This window comes from Mycobacterium sp. Soil_C_30 (assembly GCF_057656995.1).
Genome location: NZ_JBDGJH010000006.1, coordinates 296867 through 312036, shown reverse-complemented (window position 1 = coordinate 312036; position 15170 = coordinate 296867). Strand labels below are relative to the sequence as shown.

The following is a 15170-nucleotide window of genomic DNA, read 5'->3' as shown; positions in this document are numbered from 1 at the left end:
GGCGTAGCTCGCTTCCGGACAGCCGGCCGTCAGATGACTCACCGCAGCGAGGCCAACTCCGCATTCATGTTGGCTTTGGCCGCGGCCTCCCAGTGCCGGCGCCCCCACGGCGTCCGGAACACACCGGGACCGGCGAGCAGGCTCTCGATCACCTTGACGCGGCCGGCGCGGAACGCGTCGTCGGACACATGGTTGTACTCCTGGCGGATCAGGGCAGAGTTGCGCTGGTACTGCTCCGGCGGCAACGCCATGCCCGCGAGATCGGCGTCCGAGAGTGCCTCGCCGTTGCGATCGCCCGGGGCCGGGTCGTGCTCGACGGTCATCCGGATCAACCGCCCGACCTCGGCCACCAACCCCACCTCGACGCCCAGGGCGGCCAGGTCGGTCTCGGCGAGCTGGGCGCTGAGTTCTTCGTCATCGGGGCGGCCGGCATACACAGCGTCGTGATACCAGGCCGCCAGCCGCACCGCGTCGGCGTCGGTGGCGTGCCCGGTCAGCTCTTCGACGTAGGACAGGATGCCGCCCAGGTGGGCCAGGTCGTGGTAGCGCCGGTGCGGCTCGCTCCAGCGGGCCAGCAGTGCCCGGCCGGTCGCGTGCGCGTCGGCCGAGTGGGTGGTGTGGCGCGCCAACAGGGCGTCCCAGACCTTCAGCAGATCGTGCACGCACTCATTCTTGCAGCAGCCCGGTCGACGATGCGGCGACGAAGGAGCCGGGGAGTCAGGGCCGGGCCGATGAGCCAGCCCGGTCGACGATGCGGCGACGAAGGAGCCGGGGAGTCAGGGCCGGGCCGACGTGCCAGCTAAGCTTCCCCGCGATGGCCGAGCCCCCTATGCCACCGAACCTGAGCCTCGGGACGCAGGTGTGGCGATTCCTGGTGACCGGCGGCCTGTCGGCAATCGTCGATTTCGGCCTCTACCTGGTGTTCCTCGAGCTGGACCTGCACGTCAACCTGGCCAAGACGCTGAGTTTCATCGCGGGCACCACCACGGCCTACCTGATCAACCGGCGCTGGACCTTCCAGGCCACACCCAGCCGGGCCCGGTTCATCGCGGTGATGGTGCTCTACGCGCTGACCTACGCCGTACAGGTCGGCATCAACTATCTCTTCTACACGCAGTGGGACGACAAGCCGTGGCGGGTGCCCGTGGCATTCGTCATCGCCCAGGGCACGGCCACGGTGATCAACTTCATCGTGCAGCGCGCGGTGATCTTCCGGTTGAGATAAGAGCGGTACCCTCTGTCTCGATGTCTGTGACCACCACACGCCAGCTGAGCGGCTGGGGACGCACCGCGCCCTCGGTTGCCGAGGTGCTGTCGACCCCCGACGCCGAAGAGATCATCAAGGCCGTCTCGCAGGCCGGACCGCGCGGTGTGCTCGCCCGTGGCCTCGGCCGCTCCTACGGCGACAACGCGCAGAACGGTGGCGGCCTCGTCATCGACATGCCCGCGCTGAACCGTATCCACTCGGTCGACGCCGACACCGCAACCGTCGACGTCGACGGCGGGGTGAACCTCGATCAGCTGATGAAGGCCGCCCTGCCGTTCGGACTGTGGGTGCCCGTACTGCCGGGCACCCGGCAGGTGACCATCGGCGGCGCCATCGCCTGCGATATCCACGGCAAGAACCACCACAGCGCCGGCAGCTTCGGCAACCACGTGCGCTCGATGGAACTGCTGACCGCCGACGGGCAGGTCCGCCACCTCACCCCCGACGGCGACAACGCAGCCCTGTTCTGGGCGACCGTCGGTGGGAACGGCCTGACGGGCATCATCTTGCGGGCCACCGTCGCGATGACCCCCACCGAGACCGCCTACTTCATCGCCGACGGCGACGTCACCGGCAGCCTCGACGAGACCATCGCCTTCCACAGCGACGGCAGCGAATCCAATTACACGTATTCGAGCGCGTGGTTCGACGCCATCAGCGCACCGCCGAAGCTGGGCCGCGCGGCGATTTCGCGCGGCTCCCTGGCGACGCTGGACCAGCTGCCCGCCAAACTGCGCAAAGACCCGCTGAAATTCGATGCGCCGCAACTACTCACGCTGCCCGATGTGTTCCCCAACGGTCTGGCCAACAAGTACACCTTCGGGCCCATCGGCGAGCTCTGGTACCGCAAATCCGGCACCTACCGCGGCAAGGTCCAGAACCTGACGCAGTTCTATCACCCACTCGACATGTTCGGTGAGTGGAACCGCGCCTACGGCCCCCGCGGATTCCTGCAGTACCAGTTCGTGGTGCCAGGAGAGGCGGTCGACGAGTTCAAGGCCATCATCGGCGATATCCAGGCCAGCGGGCACTACTCGTTCCTCAACGTGTTCAAGCTCTTCGGCCCGGGAAACCAAGCGCCGCTGAGCTTCCCGATTCCCGGCTGGAACGTGTGCGTCGACTTCCCCATCAAGGCGGGCCTGCACGAATTCGTCACCGAACTCGACCGCCGCGTGCTGCAGTTCGGCGGACGGCTGTACACCGCCAAGGATTCGCGCACCACCGCCGAGACCTTCCACGCCATGTATCCGCGGATCGACGAATGGATCGCGGTGCGCCGCAGCGTCGATCCCGAGGGTGTGTTCGCCTCCGATATGGCCCGACGTTTGGAGCTGCTCTAGATGGTGTTCGACGCAGTAGGTAATCCGCAGGCGATCCTGCTCCTCGGTGGCACGTCCGAGATCGCCCTCGCGATCGGCGAGCGCTATCTGCGTGACGCACCCGCGCGGATCGTGCTGGCCGATCTGCCGGGCCACCCGCGCAAGGACGCCGCCATCGAGCAGTTGCGCGCCGCGGGCGCCAAAGCCGTTGACTGGATCGACTTCGACGCGCTGGACACCGCGAGCCACCCGGCGGTGATCGACGCGGCGTGGGCCGGCGGCGACATCGATGTGGCCGTCGTGGCCTTCGGTCTGCTCGGCGACGCCGAAGAGCTCTGGCAGAACCAGCGCAAAGCCGTACAGATCGCCGGGATCAACTACACCGCAGCGGTTTCCGTCGGTGTGCTGCTCGGCGAGAAGATGCGAGCCCAAGGGTCGGGCCGCATCATCGCGATGAGCTCGGCGGCCGGCGAGCGCGTGCGGCGATCGAACTTCGTGTACGGGTCCACCAAGGCCGGTCTCGACGGTTTCTACCTCGGCCTCGGCGAAGCACTGCGGGAATTCGGTGTGCGGGTGCTGGTGATCCGGCCCGGCCAGGTACGCACGACGACCACGATCGAGCACTGGAAGGCCACCGGCGCCAAGGAAGCCCCGTTCACGGTCGACAAGGAGGACGTCGCCGAGTTGGCGGTCGCCGCGTCGGCCAAGGGCAAGGACCTGATCTGGGCCCCGGGCCCGTTCCGCTTCGTGATGATGGTGCTGCGGCACATCCCGCGCCCCATCTTCCGCAAGCTGCCCATCTGAGATGAGGGCAGCGCTGGCCTCGTCCAGCACAACAACGGCGGCCATCCGCACAGTCGGCGAAATGGCACTGGCGGCGTTGATCGCCGTCGTCGTTTCCGTCGTGTCACTGGCGGCGATCAGCCGCGTCCAGTGGCCCGCGTTCCCTTCCAGCAATCAGTTGCACGCGCTGACCACGGTCGGCCAATTCGCCTGTCTGGCGGCCCTCTTCGCGGCGGGTTGGTTCTGGGTCCGGGGCCGGCGGCGGGTGGCCACCGGTACCGCGCTGGTGTTCCTGCCCGCTTTCGTGGTGGCCACCCTGGGCATGCCGCTGGGGGCCACCAAGCTGTATCTGTTCGGCATCTCCGTCGACCAGCAGTTCCGCACCGAGTACGTGACCCGGCTGGCCGACAGTCCCGCGCTGCAGGACATGACATACGCCGGGTTGCCGCCGTACTACCCGCCGGGCTGGTTCTGGATCGGCGGCCGGGCCGCTGATCTGGCGGGTATGCCGGCGTGGGAGGTCTACAAGCCGTGGGCGGTGACCTCGATCGCGATTGCGGTGGCGCTGGCATTCGTGTTGTGGTCCAAGCTGATTCGCTTCACCTACGCACTGATCGTGACGACGGCGACGGCCGCGGTGACCATCGCCTATGCCTCGCCGGAGCCCTACAGCGCGATGATCACCGTGCTGCTGCCGCCGATCTTGGTGCTGGCGTGGGCAGGGCTGCGCCGGCCCGCGAGACGAGAGAGCGGAACGAGCGCAGCGAGAGACGGGAACGAGTCGAGCAAGTCAGATTCGGACAGGGGCGGGTGGGCCGCCGTGGTTGGCGTCGGGATCTTCCTCGGGATCAGCGCCACCTTCTACACGCTGCTGCTGGGCCTGTCCGCGATGACGGTGACGGGCATGGCCGTTGTGCTGGCGGTCTCCCGGCGCAGCATCGAACCCCTGCGCAGACTGCTCGTCGCCGGGGTGATCGCCATCCTGATCGCCCTGACCACCTGGCTGCCGTTCCTGCTGAGGGCATCGAAGCAACCGCTGTCGGACACCGGCAGCGCCATGCACTACCTGCCCAACGACGGCGCCGTGCTGACGTTCCCGATGCTGCAGTTCTCGCTGCTCGGGGCGCTGTGCATGCTGGGCACCATCTGGCTGATCGTGCGCGCCCGGTCCTCGGTGCGCGCCGGTGCCCTGGCCGTCGGGGTGCTGGCCGTCTATCTGTGGTCACTGCTGTCGATGCTCACCACACTGGCCGGCACCACCCTGCTGTCGTTCCGGTTGCAGCCCACTCTGACCGTCCTGCTGGCCACGGCCGGGGTGTTCGGGTTCCTCGAAGTCAGCCTGGCCGCGGCGGCGCGCTGGGGCCGGCGTCTGATCCCGGTGGCGGCGGCCGTCGGGTTGGCCGGGGCGATGGCGTTCAGCCAGGACATCCCCGACACCCTGCGGCCCGACATCACGGTGGCCTACACCGACACCGACGGTGACGGTGTGCGCGGCGACCAGCGACCGCCCGGCGCGGAGCAGTACTACCGCGAGATCGACGACACCATCCTGGAGAAGACCGGCCGGCCCCGCAACGAGACCGTGGTGCTGACCGCCGACTACAGCTTCCTGTCCTTTTATCCCTACTTCGGCTTCCAGGGCCTGACCTCGCACTATGCCAACCCGCTGGCCCAGTTCGACGCCCGCTCCGCCGAAATCGAGAGCTGGGCGGAGCTGGACGGCAGCCAGGAGTTCCTGACCGCCCTCGACGAACTGCCGTGGGAACCGCCGACGGTGTTCCTGATGCGCCGCGGCGCCGGATCCGGATCCGGGGCCACCTACACCCTGCGGCTGGCCGAGGACGTCTACCCCAACCAGCCCAACGTGCGGCGCTACACCGTCGAACTGGACTCGGCGCTGTTCGACAGCCCCGAGTTCGACGTGCAGACCATCGGCCCGTTCGTGCTCGCCATCAGAAAGTCACCCTGATGGCCACGCAGTTACGATCTACCTCCGTGACGGACGCGGGGCGCAGTTATCGCACAGCCAAGACCGTCGCCGTCGTCACCGGACTGTTGGGCGCGTTGCTGGCCATCGCCACCCCGTTCCTGCCGATCAAGCAGACCACCGCGGAACTGAACTGGCCGCAAAACGGCGTGCTCGAATCCGTGACCGCGCCGTTGATCGGTTACGTCGCCACCGATCTGACCATCACGGTGCCGTGCCAGGTCGCCGCCGGCCTGGCGGGACCGGCCAACGTCAACCGCACGGTGTTGCTGTCCACGGTTCCCAAGCAGGCCCCGCAGGCCGTCGACCGCGGCCTGCTGATCGAACGCGCCAACAACAACCTGGTGGTCGTCGTCCGCAACACCCCCGTGGTCGTCGCCCCGATGAGCGCCGTCCTGGGACCGGATTGTCAGCGGTTGGAGTTCACCGCCCAGGCCGACAAGGTGAGCGCCGAGTTCGTCGGCCTCACCCAGGCGGTCTCCCCCGCCAACACCGGTGACGATCCCGACGCCCCGTTGCGCGGCGAACGCGGCGGGTACGACTTCCGCCCGCAGGTTGTTGGCGTGTTCACCGACCTGTCCGGACCGGCGCCACCCGGCCTGGAGTTGTCGGCGACCATCGACACCCGCTACAGCAGCGCCCCGACCGTGCTCAAGCTCGTGGCGATGTTCCTCGGTGTCCTGATGACGCTCGTATCGCTGATCGCGCTGCACGTCCTCGACACCGCCGACGGGGTGCGCCACCACCGGCTGCTGCCATCGCGCTGGTGGTCGATCACCGGGCTGGACGCCCTCGTGGCCGCGGTGCTGGTGTGGTGGCACTTCGTGGGCGCCAACACCGCCGACGACGGTTACATCCTCACCATGGCCCGCGTCTCCGAGAACGCCGGCTACATGGCCAACTACTACCGCTGGTTCGGCACGCCGGAAGCGCCGTTCGGCTGGTACTACGACCTGCTGGCGCTGTGGGCCCACGTCACCACCGCCAGCGTCTGGATGCGGTTGCCCACCCTCCTGATGGCGCTGGCCTGCTGGTGGATCATCAGCCGCGAAGTGATCCCGCGCCTCGGCGCCGCCGTCAAGCGCAGCCGCGCGGCGGCCTGGACCGCGGCGGGCATGTTCCTGGCGGTGTGGCTGCCCTTGAACAACGGCCTACGGCCCGAACCGATCATCGCCCTGGGCATCCTGCTGACGTGGTGCTCGGTGGAACGCGCCGTGGCCACCAGCCGGCTGCTACCCGTGGCGGTGGCCTGCATCATCGGCGCGCTGACCCTGTTCTCCGGGCCCACCGGCATCGCCTCGATCGGCGCGCTGCTGGTGGCCGTCGGCCCGCTGCTGACGATCCTGCGCCGCCGCGCCGGCCAGTTCGGGCTGGCACCGCTGCTGGCGCCGATCCTGGCCGCCATCACCGTGTCGGCCATCCTGATCTTCCGCGACCAGTCCTTCGCCGGGGAACTGCAGGCCAGCTCTTTCAAATCCGATGTGGGCCCGAGCCTGGCCTGGTTCGACGAGCACACCCGCTACGAGCGGCTGTTCATGGCCACCCCCGACGGGTCCATCGCCCGACGGTTCGCCGTGCTGGCCGTACTGCTGGCCCTGGCCATCGCCGTGGCGATGTCGTTGCGCAAGGGCCGCATTCCCGGCACCGCGGCCGGACCGAGCCGTCGCATCATCGGTATCACCATCATCTTGTTCCTGGCGATGATGTTCACCCCCACCAAGTGGACCCACCATTTCGGCGTCATCGCGGGGCTGGCCGGTTCACTGGGGGCGCTGGCGGCGGTGGCCGTCACCGCGCACGCCATGAAATCGCGGCGCAACCGCACGGTGTTCGCGGCGATCGTGCTGTTCATGGCGGCACTGTGCTTCGCCAGCGTGAACGGCTGGTGGTACGTGTCCAACTTCGGTGTGCCGTGGTCGAATGCGTTCCCCGAGTACCGGTTCGGGTTCACCACCATCCTGCTCGGACTGTCGGTACTGACACTACTGGTGGCCGTGTGGATGCACTTCTCCGGCCGCGGCGAAGGGCCCTGGCGGCCCACCCGAGCGGGCCGAATCCTGCATTCGCCGTTGGCGATCGCCGCATGGGCGCTGGTCATGTTCGAGGTCGTGTCACTGACCATGGCGATGGTGACGCAGTATCCCGCCTGGACGGTGGGCCGGTCCAACCTCGAAGCGCTGACCGGCAAGACCTGCGGCCTGGCCAACGACGTCATGGTGGAGCAGGATCCCAACGCCGGCATGCTGACCCCCGTCGACGTCCCCCCGGCGGACGCGTTGGGCGCGGTGACCTCAACCGGCTTCTCGCCCAACGGAATTCCCACCGATGTGTCGCCGGACCCGGTTTCCGACCAGCAGACCAGTGACAACTTCGCCGACGCGGGCGGCAGCTCCGAGGAAACCGGCGAGGCCGGCACCGAGGGCGGTACGACGGCCACCACCGGGATCAACGGTTCCCGGGCCCGCCTGCCCTACGGCCTGGACCCCGCCAGCACGCCGGTGCTGGGCAGCTGGCGTTCGGGAGTACAGCTGCCGGCGTTCCTGCGGTCGGCCTGGTACCAGCTGCCCCCGCGCGAGGAGGCCGGGCCGCTGCTGGTGGTCTCGGCGGCCGGACGTTTCGACGCCGGCGACCTCCAGGTGCAGTGGGCCGGCCCCGACGGGCAAGCCCAAGGCTCGATCGGCTTCGCCGACGTCGGCGCCGCACCGGCCTGGCGCAACCTGCGCGCCCCGCTGGGGGCGATCCCCGCCGACGCCACCCGCATCCGCATCGTCTCCACCGAGGACGACCTGGCGCCGGATCACTGGATCGCGGTGACCCCGCCCCGGATTCCGGAACTGCAGAGCCTGCAGCAGGTGGTCGGCTCCGAGGATCCGGTGCTGCTGGACTGGCTGGTCGGCCTGGCGTTCCCGTGCCAGCGTCCGTTCGGCCATCAGAACGGTGTCACCGAGGTGCCGCGTTGGCGCATCCTGCCGGACAGGTTCGGCGCCGAGGCCAACTCGCCGGTGATGGACTACCTGGGCGGCGGGCCGCTGGGCATTTCCGAGCTGCTGTTCCGGGCCGAGACCGTGCCCACTTATCTGCAGGACGACTGGTCCCGCGACTGGGGTGCGCTGCAGCGGCTGGTGCTGTTCTATCCGGGTGCCGAGCCCGCACGGCTGGACCTGGGCAGCGAAACCCGTAGCGGGTTGTGGAGCCCGGCACCGCTTCGACTGTCTTGAGTCGGGCCCGGTCGGCGACACAATCCCCTGTAGGGCCGACCACACAAGTACGTCGCCTACCATCGAGCCTCGTGCCCGCACACCGCTTAGCCCGTCTCATCGCTGTCATCGCGGGTATCGCCGGGCTGGTTCTGTGCGCGCTCGTGCCGCTGTTGCCGGTCAGACAGACCACCGCCACCGTGCTGTGGCCGCAGGGTCTCGGGCCTGACGGCTTCGTCTCCGACGTCACCGCGCCGCTGGTGTCGGGCGCCCCGCAAGCGCTGGACATCTCGATCCCCTGCGTGGCCGTGGCCACCCTGCCCGCCGCCGGCGGCGTCGTGGTGTCCACCGTCCCCTCCGGCGGTATCGACGCCGGCCGCAACGGCCTGTTCGTCCGCGCCAACACCGAGACCGTCGTGGTCGTCGTCCGGGACACCGTGGCCGCCGTCGCACCGCGCCAAGCCGTCGAGACCGGTGCCTGCAGCGTCATCCACGTCTGGGCCAACATCGGCGGTGTGGGCGCCGACTTCGTCGGCATCCCCGACGCCACCGGCGCCGAGCCCGCGGAGAAACGCCCCCAGGTGGCCGGGCTGTTCACCGATCTCGAGGTGGCGCCGCAGGACGGGCTGTCGGCGCGCGTCGACATCGACACCCGGTTCATCACCTCCCCGACCGCGCTGAAACTGATCGCGATGATCCTGGGGGTGGGCTGCGTCATCGCCTCCGTGGTGTCGCTCGCGCTGCTGGACCGCCGGGTTCGGCGAGCGGCGTTTTTCCGCGAGCAAGAGGCCCGGCGGCATGGGATCCGCCGGGTTCGGCGAGCGGCGTTTTTCCGCGCGCCGGGCCGCGGGCGGCTGCTGCGGGCGGGCATCGCCACCTGGGTCGCCGATATCGGCGTCATCGGCACGTTGCTGCTCTGGCACATCATCGGCCCCGTCTCCAACGACGACGGCTACAACCTCACCATCGCCCGGATCTCGTCGGAAGCCGGATACTCCGCCAACTACTACCGCTACTTCGGCGCCACCGAGGCACCGTTCGACTGGTACCAGTCGGTGCTCGGCCACCTGGCCGCGATCAGCACCGCCGGGATCTGGATGCGGCTGCCGGCACTGCTGGCGGGCATCGGTACCTGGCTGGTGCTGAGCCGATGGGTGATCCCGCGGCTGGGCCGGCGGATGGCGGCCAACCGGGTCACGGTGTTCACCGGTGCCGCGGTGTTCCTGGCGAGCTGGCTGGCCTTCAACAACGGACTGCGCCCAGAACCGCTGATCGCGTTCGGCACCGTGCTGGTCTGGATGCTGATCGAGAACAGCATCGCCACCCGGCGGCTGTGGCCGGCCGCGATCGCGATCGTGGTCACCGTCTTCTCCGTCACCCTGGCCCCGCAGGGTCTGGTGGTCCTCGCGCCGCTGCTGGTCGGCGCCCGCGCCATCGCCCGCATCGTCGCCGCCCGCCGCGCCACCCACGGGGTCCTGCCGCAACTGGCGCCGCTGCTGGCGTCGGCCTCACTGCTGTTCGTGGTCGTGTTCCGCGACCAGACCCTGGCCACCGTCGCCGAGTCGGCCCGCATCAAGTACGTCGTCGGCCCCACCATCGCCTGGTACCAGGACTTCCTGCGGCCGTACTTCCTGACCGTCGAGGACAGCATCGACGGCTCCCTGACCCGGCGCTTCGCCTTCTTCGTGCTGATGCTGTGCCTGTTCGGGGTGCTGGCGGTGCTGTTGCGCCGCGGCGGAGTCCCCGGTGCGGCCAACGGGCCGGTGTGGCGCCTGCTGGGCACCACCTTTGTGGGCCTGCTGCTGCTGACCTTCACCCCCACCAAATGGGCCATCCAGTACGGCGTCTTCGCCGGCCTGACCGGTGCGCTGGGCGCGGTGACGGCCTTCGCGTTCTCCCGGGTGGGACTGCACAGCCGACGCAACCTGGCGCTGTACGTCACCGCCCTGCTGTTCGTGCTGGCGTGGGCGACGTCGGGCTGGAACTCCTGGTTCGACGTCGGCAACTACGGCGTGCCGTGGTTCGACCGGCCCCCGGTGATCGCCGGCCGGCCCGTGACGTCGATGTTCCTGGTGCTGGCCATCCTCGGCGGACTGCTGGCGGCGTGGCTGCACTTCCGCATGGACTACGCCGGGCACACCGAGGTCAAGAACAACAAACGCAACCGGGTGCTGGCGTCGACGCCACTGCTGGTCGTCGCGCTCATCATGGTGGTCCTCGAGGTGGGCTCGATGCTCAAGGGCGCCGCGCAGCGCTATCCGGCCTACACCAACGCCTCGGCCAACGTGGCCGCGTTGACGGGCCGCAGCTGCGCCCTGGCGGATGCGGTGTTGGTGGAGAAAGACACCAATGCCGGGATGTTGACCCCGGTCCCCGGCCAGCAGTTCGGCGAATACGGGCCACTCGGCGGTGAGGACCCGGTGGGCTTCAACCCCAACGGCGTCAGCGATTCACTGGATCCCGTCGAACCGACCTCCATCAAACCGGGCACCCCGAACTCGGACGGCTCGCCCAACAAGCCGAACGTCGGCTCCGGCTACCAGGCCGGCACCGGCGGCGGCTACGGCCCTGAAGGTGTCAACGGATCCTCGGTGTTCCTGCCGTTCGGCCTCGACCCCGCCACCACGCCGGTGATGGGCAGCTTCGACGAGAACACCGTGGCCGCCGAAGCCACGTCGGTCTGGTACGAACTGCCGCCCCGCACCGAGGACCGGCCCCTGGTCACCGTCGCCGCGGCCGGCGCCATCTGGAGCTTCAACGAAGAGGGCGAATTCAGCTATGGCCAGAACCTCAAGCTGCAGTGGGGTGTCCGCGGCCCCGACGGTCAGTTCACCGAACTCGACGAAGTGGGACCCATCGACGTCGCGATGCAGCGGGCCTGGCGCAACCTGCGGTTCCCGCTGTCGTGGGCGCCGGCCGAGGCCAACGTCGTCCGCATCGTCGCCGACGACCCCAACCTCAGCGAAGACCAATGGTTCGCGTTCACCCCGCCCCGGGTGCCGGTGCTCGAAACCGCTCAAGATTTCCTGGGCGACGAGACCCCGGTGCTGATGGACATGGCCGTGGCCGCCAACTTCCCCTGCCAGCGCCCGTTCTCAGAACACCTGGGCGTGGCCGAACTACCGGAGTACCGCATCCTGCCCAACTTCAGTCAGATGCAGGCATCGTCGAACCTCTGGCTCAGCGCGCAGGACGGTGGCCCCTTCCTGTTCATCCAGGCGCTGCTGCGCACATCCACCATCCCGACCTATCTGCGTGACGACTGGTACCGCGACTGGGGCTCCATCGAGCGCTACGACCGGGTGGTGCCCGCCGACGAGTCGCCGACGGCCGAGATCGAGCAGGGCTCCGAGCGGGTGTTCGGGTGGAGCCGGTCCGGACCGATCCGGGCGCTGCCATGAGGGACTCCGCGGTGAGAGACGAGGTGAAGACCGCCCGCTGGGTCGCGATGATCGCCGGCCTGCTGGGCTTCCTGTTCGCGGTGGCCACCCCGCTGCTGCCGGTGACGCAGACGACCGCGGCGCTGAACTGGCCACAGAACGGCCAGATGACCAATGTGACGGCGCCGTTGATCTCCCAGGTGCCGGTGTCGATGACGGCGACGGTGCCGTGCGAGGTGATCCGGGGCCTGCCCGCCGACGGCGCGATGGTGCTGGGCACCGCCCCCGCCGACGGCAAACAGGCCGCGCTCAACGGTCTGTTCGTCAACGTCACCGACGAACGCGTCGACGTCACCGACCGAAACGTCGTGGTGGCCAGCGTCTCCCGCGAACGTGTCGAGTCGCCCGCCTGCGAGCGCATCGAGATCACCTCCTCCGAGGACGGCACGTTCGCCGAGTTCGTCGGCCTCGATCAGGTGACCGGCCCCGACCGTGGGCAGCCGCAGCGCACCGGTTTTGCCGACCCCAACCTGCGCCCGGCGATCGTCGGGATGTTCACCGACCTGACCGGGCCCGCGCCGCCCGGGCTGTCGGTGTCGGCGGACATCGACACCCGCTTCACCACCACCCCCACCACCTTGAAGCTGGTCTCGATCCTGCTGGCCGTCGCCTCGACCGTCATTGCGCTGCTTGCGTTGTGGCGGCTGGACCGCATCGACGGCCACCGGATGCAGCGGCTGATCCCGACGCGCTGGCGCACGTTCACCGCCGTCGACGTCACGGTGGTGGGTGCGTTCCTGGTCTGGTACGTGGGCGGGGCGAACTCGTCCGACGACGGCTACATCCTGCAGATGGCCCGCGTCGCCGACCACGCCGGCTACATGTCGAACTACTTCCGCTGGTTCGGCAGCCCCGAGGATCCCTTCGGCTGGTACTACAACCTGCTGGCGCTGATGACCCAGGTGAGCACCGCTTCGATCTGGATGCGGCTGCCCGATCTGGTGTGTGCCCTGGTGTGCTGGCTGCTGCTGTCGCGGGAAGTGTTGCCGCGCCTGGGTCCCGCCGTCGCAACCAGCAGGCCCGCCCTGTGGGCCGCCGGTTTTGTGCTGCTGGCGGCGTGGATGCCGTTCAACAACGGACTGCGCCCCGAAGGGCAGATCGCCACCGGCGCGCTGATCACCTACGTCCTGATCGAACGCGCCGTCACCTCGCGGCGACTGCTGCCCGCCGCGCTGGCCATCATCAGCGCCGCGTTCACCCTCGGTATCCAGCCCACCGGCCTGATCGCCGTGGCCGCACTGCTGGCCGGCGGCCGCCCGATCCTGCGGATCATCGCCCAGCGCCGACAGCTGGTGGGCACGTGGCCACTGCTGCTGCCGCTGCTGGCCGCGGGCACCGTGATCCTGCCGGTGGTGTTCGCCGACCAGACCCTGGCAACGGTGTTGGAAGCCACCAGGATTCGCACGGAGATCGGCCCCAGCCAGGAGTGGTACACCGAGAACCTGCGCTACTTCTACATGATCCTGCCCACCGTCGACGGTTCACTGTCGCGCCGGTTCGGCTTCCTGATCACCGCGTTGAGCCTGCTCGCCGCGATGTTCATCATGTTGCGGCGCAAGCGGGTTCCCGGCGTGGCCCGCGGCCCGGCCTGGCGGCTGATGGGCATCATCTTCGCCACGGTTTTCTTCCTGATGTTCGCGCCCACCAAGTGGGTGCACCACATGGGCCTGTTCGCCGCGGTGGGCGCGGCCATGGCGGCGCTGACGACGGTGCTGGTGTCCCCGACCGTGGTGCGCTGGGCCCGCAACCGGATGGCGTTCCTGGCGGCCGTGTTGTTCATCCTGGCGCTGTGCTGGGCCACCACCAACGGCTGGTGGTACGTCTCCAGTTACGGTGTGCCGTTCAACAATTCGATGCCGAAGATCGGCGGCCTCACGATCAGCACCATCTTCTTCGTGCTGTTCGCGGCGGCCGCGCTGTATGCGCTGTGGTTGCACTTCGCGCCGCGTGACCGTGGAAACGGCCGGTTCGCGCGGGCCGTGACCAAGGCCCCGATCCCGGTGGTGTCCGGGTTCATGGTCGTGGTGTTCGTGGCCTCCATGGCGATCGGCGTGGTGCGGCAGTACCCGACCTACTCCAACACCTGGTCGAACCTGCGGGCGTTCACCGGCGGTTGCGGCCTGGCCGATGACGTGCTGGTGGAACCGGATTCCAACGACGGTTTCCTGGCCCCGCTGCCCGGCGACTACGGTGCATTGGGCCCGCTCGGCGGCGTGGACCCGGTGGGCTTCTCCCCCGGCGGGGTGCCCGATCGGATTGTCGCCGAGACCATTCGGCAGCCGTTCCCGATGCCGGGCACCGACTATGACTGGGATGCCCCGAGCGAGCTGGACTCCCCCGGTGTCAACGGCTCCACGGTGCCGCTGCCCTACGGACTGGATCCGGCACGGGTACCGGTGGCCGGCTCCTACACGCAGGGAGCCCAGCAACAGAGCATCCTGAACTCGGCCTGGTATCAGCTGCCGCCCCGCGACGACGCGCACCCCCTGGTGGTCGTCACGGCCGCCGGCACCATCACCGGAAACAGCCTGTTCAACGGCCGCACCGAGGGCCAGGCTGTCGAATTGGAATACGCCACAACGGGTCCCGACGGCACGCCGGTGCCCGCGGGCCGGGTGGAGCCCTACGACCTGGGCCCCGTCCCGTCGTGGCGCAACCTGCGCTACGACCGCTCGGAGATCCCCGATGACGCGACCGCGGTGCGGATCGTCGCCGAGGACCTGTCGCTGACCCCCGGTGACTGGGTGGCCGTGACACCGCCGCGGGTGCCGGAGCTGCGCTCGATCCAGGAGTACGTCGGCTCCGAGCAGCCGGTGCTGATGGACTGGGCGGTGGGCCTGGCGTTCCCGTGCCAGCAGCCGATGCTCCACGCGCACGGCGTGACCGAGGTGCCGAAGTTCCGGATCACCCCGGACTACAACGCCAAGCGCAACGACACCGACAGCTGGGAAGACGGGATGAACGGTGGCCTGCTGGGCATCACCGATCTGCTGCTGCGGGCCCAGGTGATGTCGACCTACCTGTCGCGGGACTGGGGCCGGGACTGGGGTTCGCTGCGCCGGTTCGACACCATCGTCGACGCGGAGGTGGCCACCTTGGACTTCGGCACCACCACCCACTCCGGGCTGTACTCACCGGGGCACATCCGGATCGGGCCGTAATCACGCTGCTGTGAGA

The 15170-nt window shown here is 68.9% G+C and carries 8 protein-coding genes; 7 read left to right on the top strand and 1 reads right to left on the bottom strand.

Annotated features, from left to right (window positions below):
• Nucleotides 1–38: 38 nt before the first annotated feature.
• Nucleotides 39–662 (bottom strand): HD domain-containing protein, encoded by a 624-nt coding sequence (locus AC3A6P_RS14365; RefSeq protein WP_487692246.1) that lies wholly within the window; start codon nt 660–662, stop codon nt 39–41.
• Nucleotides 663–829: 167 nt separating this feature from the next.
• Between AC3A6P_RS14365 and AC3A6P_RS14360 the strand changes: the two genes are divergently transcribed.
• From AC3A6P_RS14360 to AC3A6P_RS14330, 7 genes are all read left to right on the top strand, one after another.
• The gene (locus AC3A6P_RS14360; protein ID WP_487692354.1) at nt 830–1225 is read left to right on the top strand and encodes a GtrA family protein; all 396 of its coding nucleotides are present in this window, start codon (nt 830–832) and stop codon (nt 1223–1225) included.
• A 20-nt stretch (nt 1226–1245) separates the two neighbouring features.
• A complete protein-coding gene (gene dprE1, locus AC3A6P_RS14355; protein ID WP_487692245.1) occupies nt 1246–2607 on the top strand; it encodes a decaprenylphosphoryl-beta-D-ribose oxidase in 1362 nt (453 codons plus the stop codon).
• Nucleotides 2608–3390: a decaprenylphospho-beta-D-erythro-pentofuranosid-2-ulose 2-reductase gene (gene dprE2 / locus AC3A6P_RS14350; RefSeq protein ID WP_487692244.1), complete on the top strand. Its 783-nt coding sequence runs from the start codon at nt 2608–2610 to the stop codon at nt 3388–3390. It abuts the gene before it with no gap.
• A 1-nt stretch (nt 3391) separates the two neighbouring features.
• Complete coding sequence (locus AC3A6P_RS14345; protein WP_487692243.1) at nt 3392–5338, top strand: galactan 5-O-arabinofuranosyltransferase; 1947 nt, start codon at nt 3392–3394, stop codon at nt 5336–5338.
• A complete protein-coding gene (locus AC3A6P_RS14340; protein WP_487692242.1) occupies nt 5338–8574 on the top strand; it encodes an arabinosyltransferase domain-containing protein in 3237 nt (1078 codons plus the stop codon). Before AC3A6P_RS14345 ends, AC3A6P_RS14340 begins: the two co-directional genes overlap by 1 nt.
• A 71-nt stretch (nt 8575–8645) precedes the next feature.
• Nucleotides 8646–11954 (top strand): arabinosyltransferase domain-containing protein, encoded by a 3309-nt coding sequence (locus tag AC3A6P_RS14335; RefSeq protein WP_487692241.1) that lies wholly within the window; start codon nt 8646–8648, stop codon nt 11952–11954.
• On the top strand, nt 11951–15154 hold the full coding sequence (locus AC3A6P_RS14330) for an arabinosyltransferase domain-containing protein (RefSeq protein ID WP_487692239.1): 3204 nt from the start codon (nt 11951–11953) through the stop codon (nt 15152–15154). The genes AC3A6P_RS14335 and AC3A6P_RS14330 overlap by 4 nt, the downstream gene beginning before the upstream one ends.
• Nucleotides 15155–15170: the final 16 nt, after the last annotated feature.

Coding starts and splice junctions, on each gene's coding strand:
- AC3A6P_RS14345 (WP_487692243.1), top strand. CDS start 3,392: ATGAGGGCAGCGCTGGCCTCGTCCAGCACAACAACGGCGGCCATCCGC.
- AC3A6P_RS14340 (WP_487692242.1), top strand. CDS start 5,338: ATGGCCACGCAGTTACGATCTACCTCCGTGACGGACGCGGGGCGCAGT.
- dprE1 (WP_487692245.1), top strand. CDS start 1,246: ATGTCTGTGACCACCACACGCCAGCTGAGCGGCTGGGGACGCACCGCG.
- AC3A6P_RS14360 (WP_487692354.1), top strand. CDS start 830: ATGCCACCGAACCTGAGCCTCGGGACGCAGGTGTGGCGATTCCTGGTG.
- dprE2 (WP_487692244.1), top strand. CDS start 2,608: ATGGTGTTCGACGCAGTAGGTAATCCGCAGGCGATCCTGCTCCTCGGT.
- AC3A6P_RS14330 (WP_487692239.1), top strand. CDS start 11,951: ATGAGGGACTCCGCGGTGAGAGACGAGGTGAAGACCGCCCGCTGGGTC.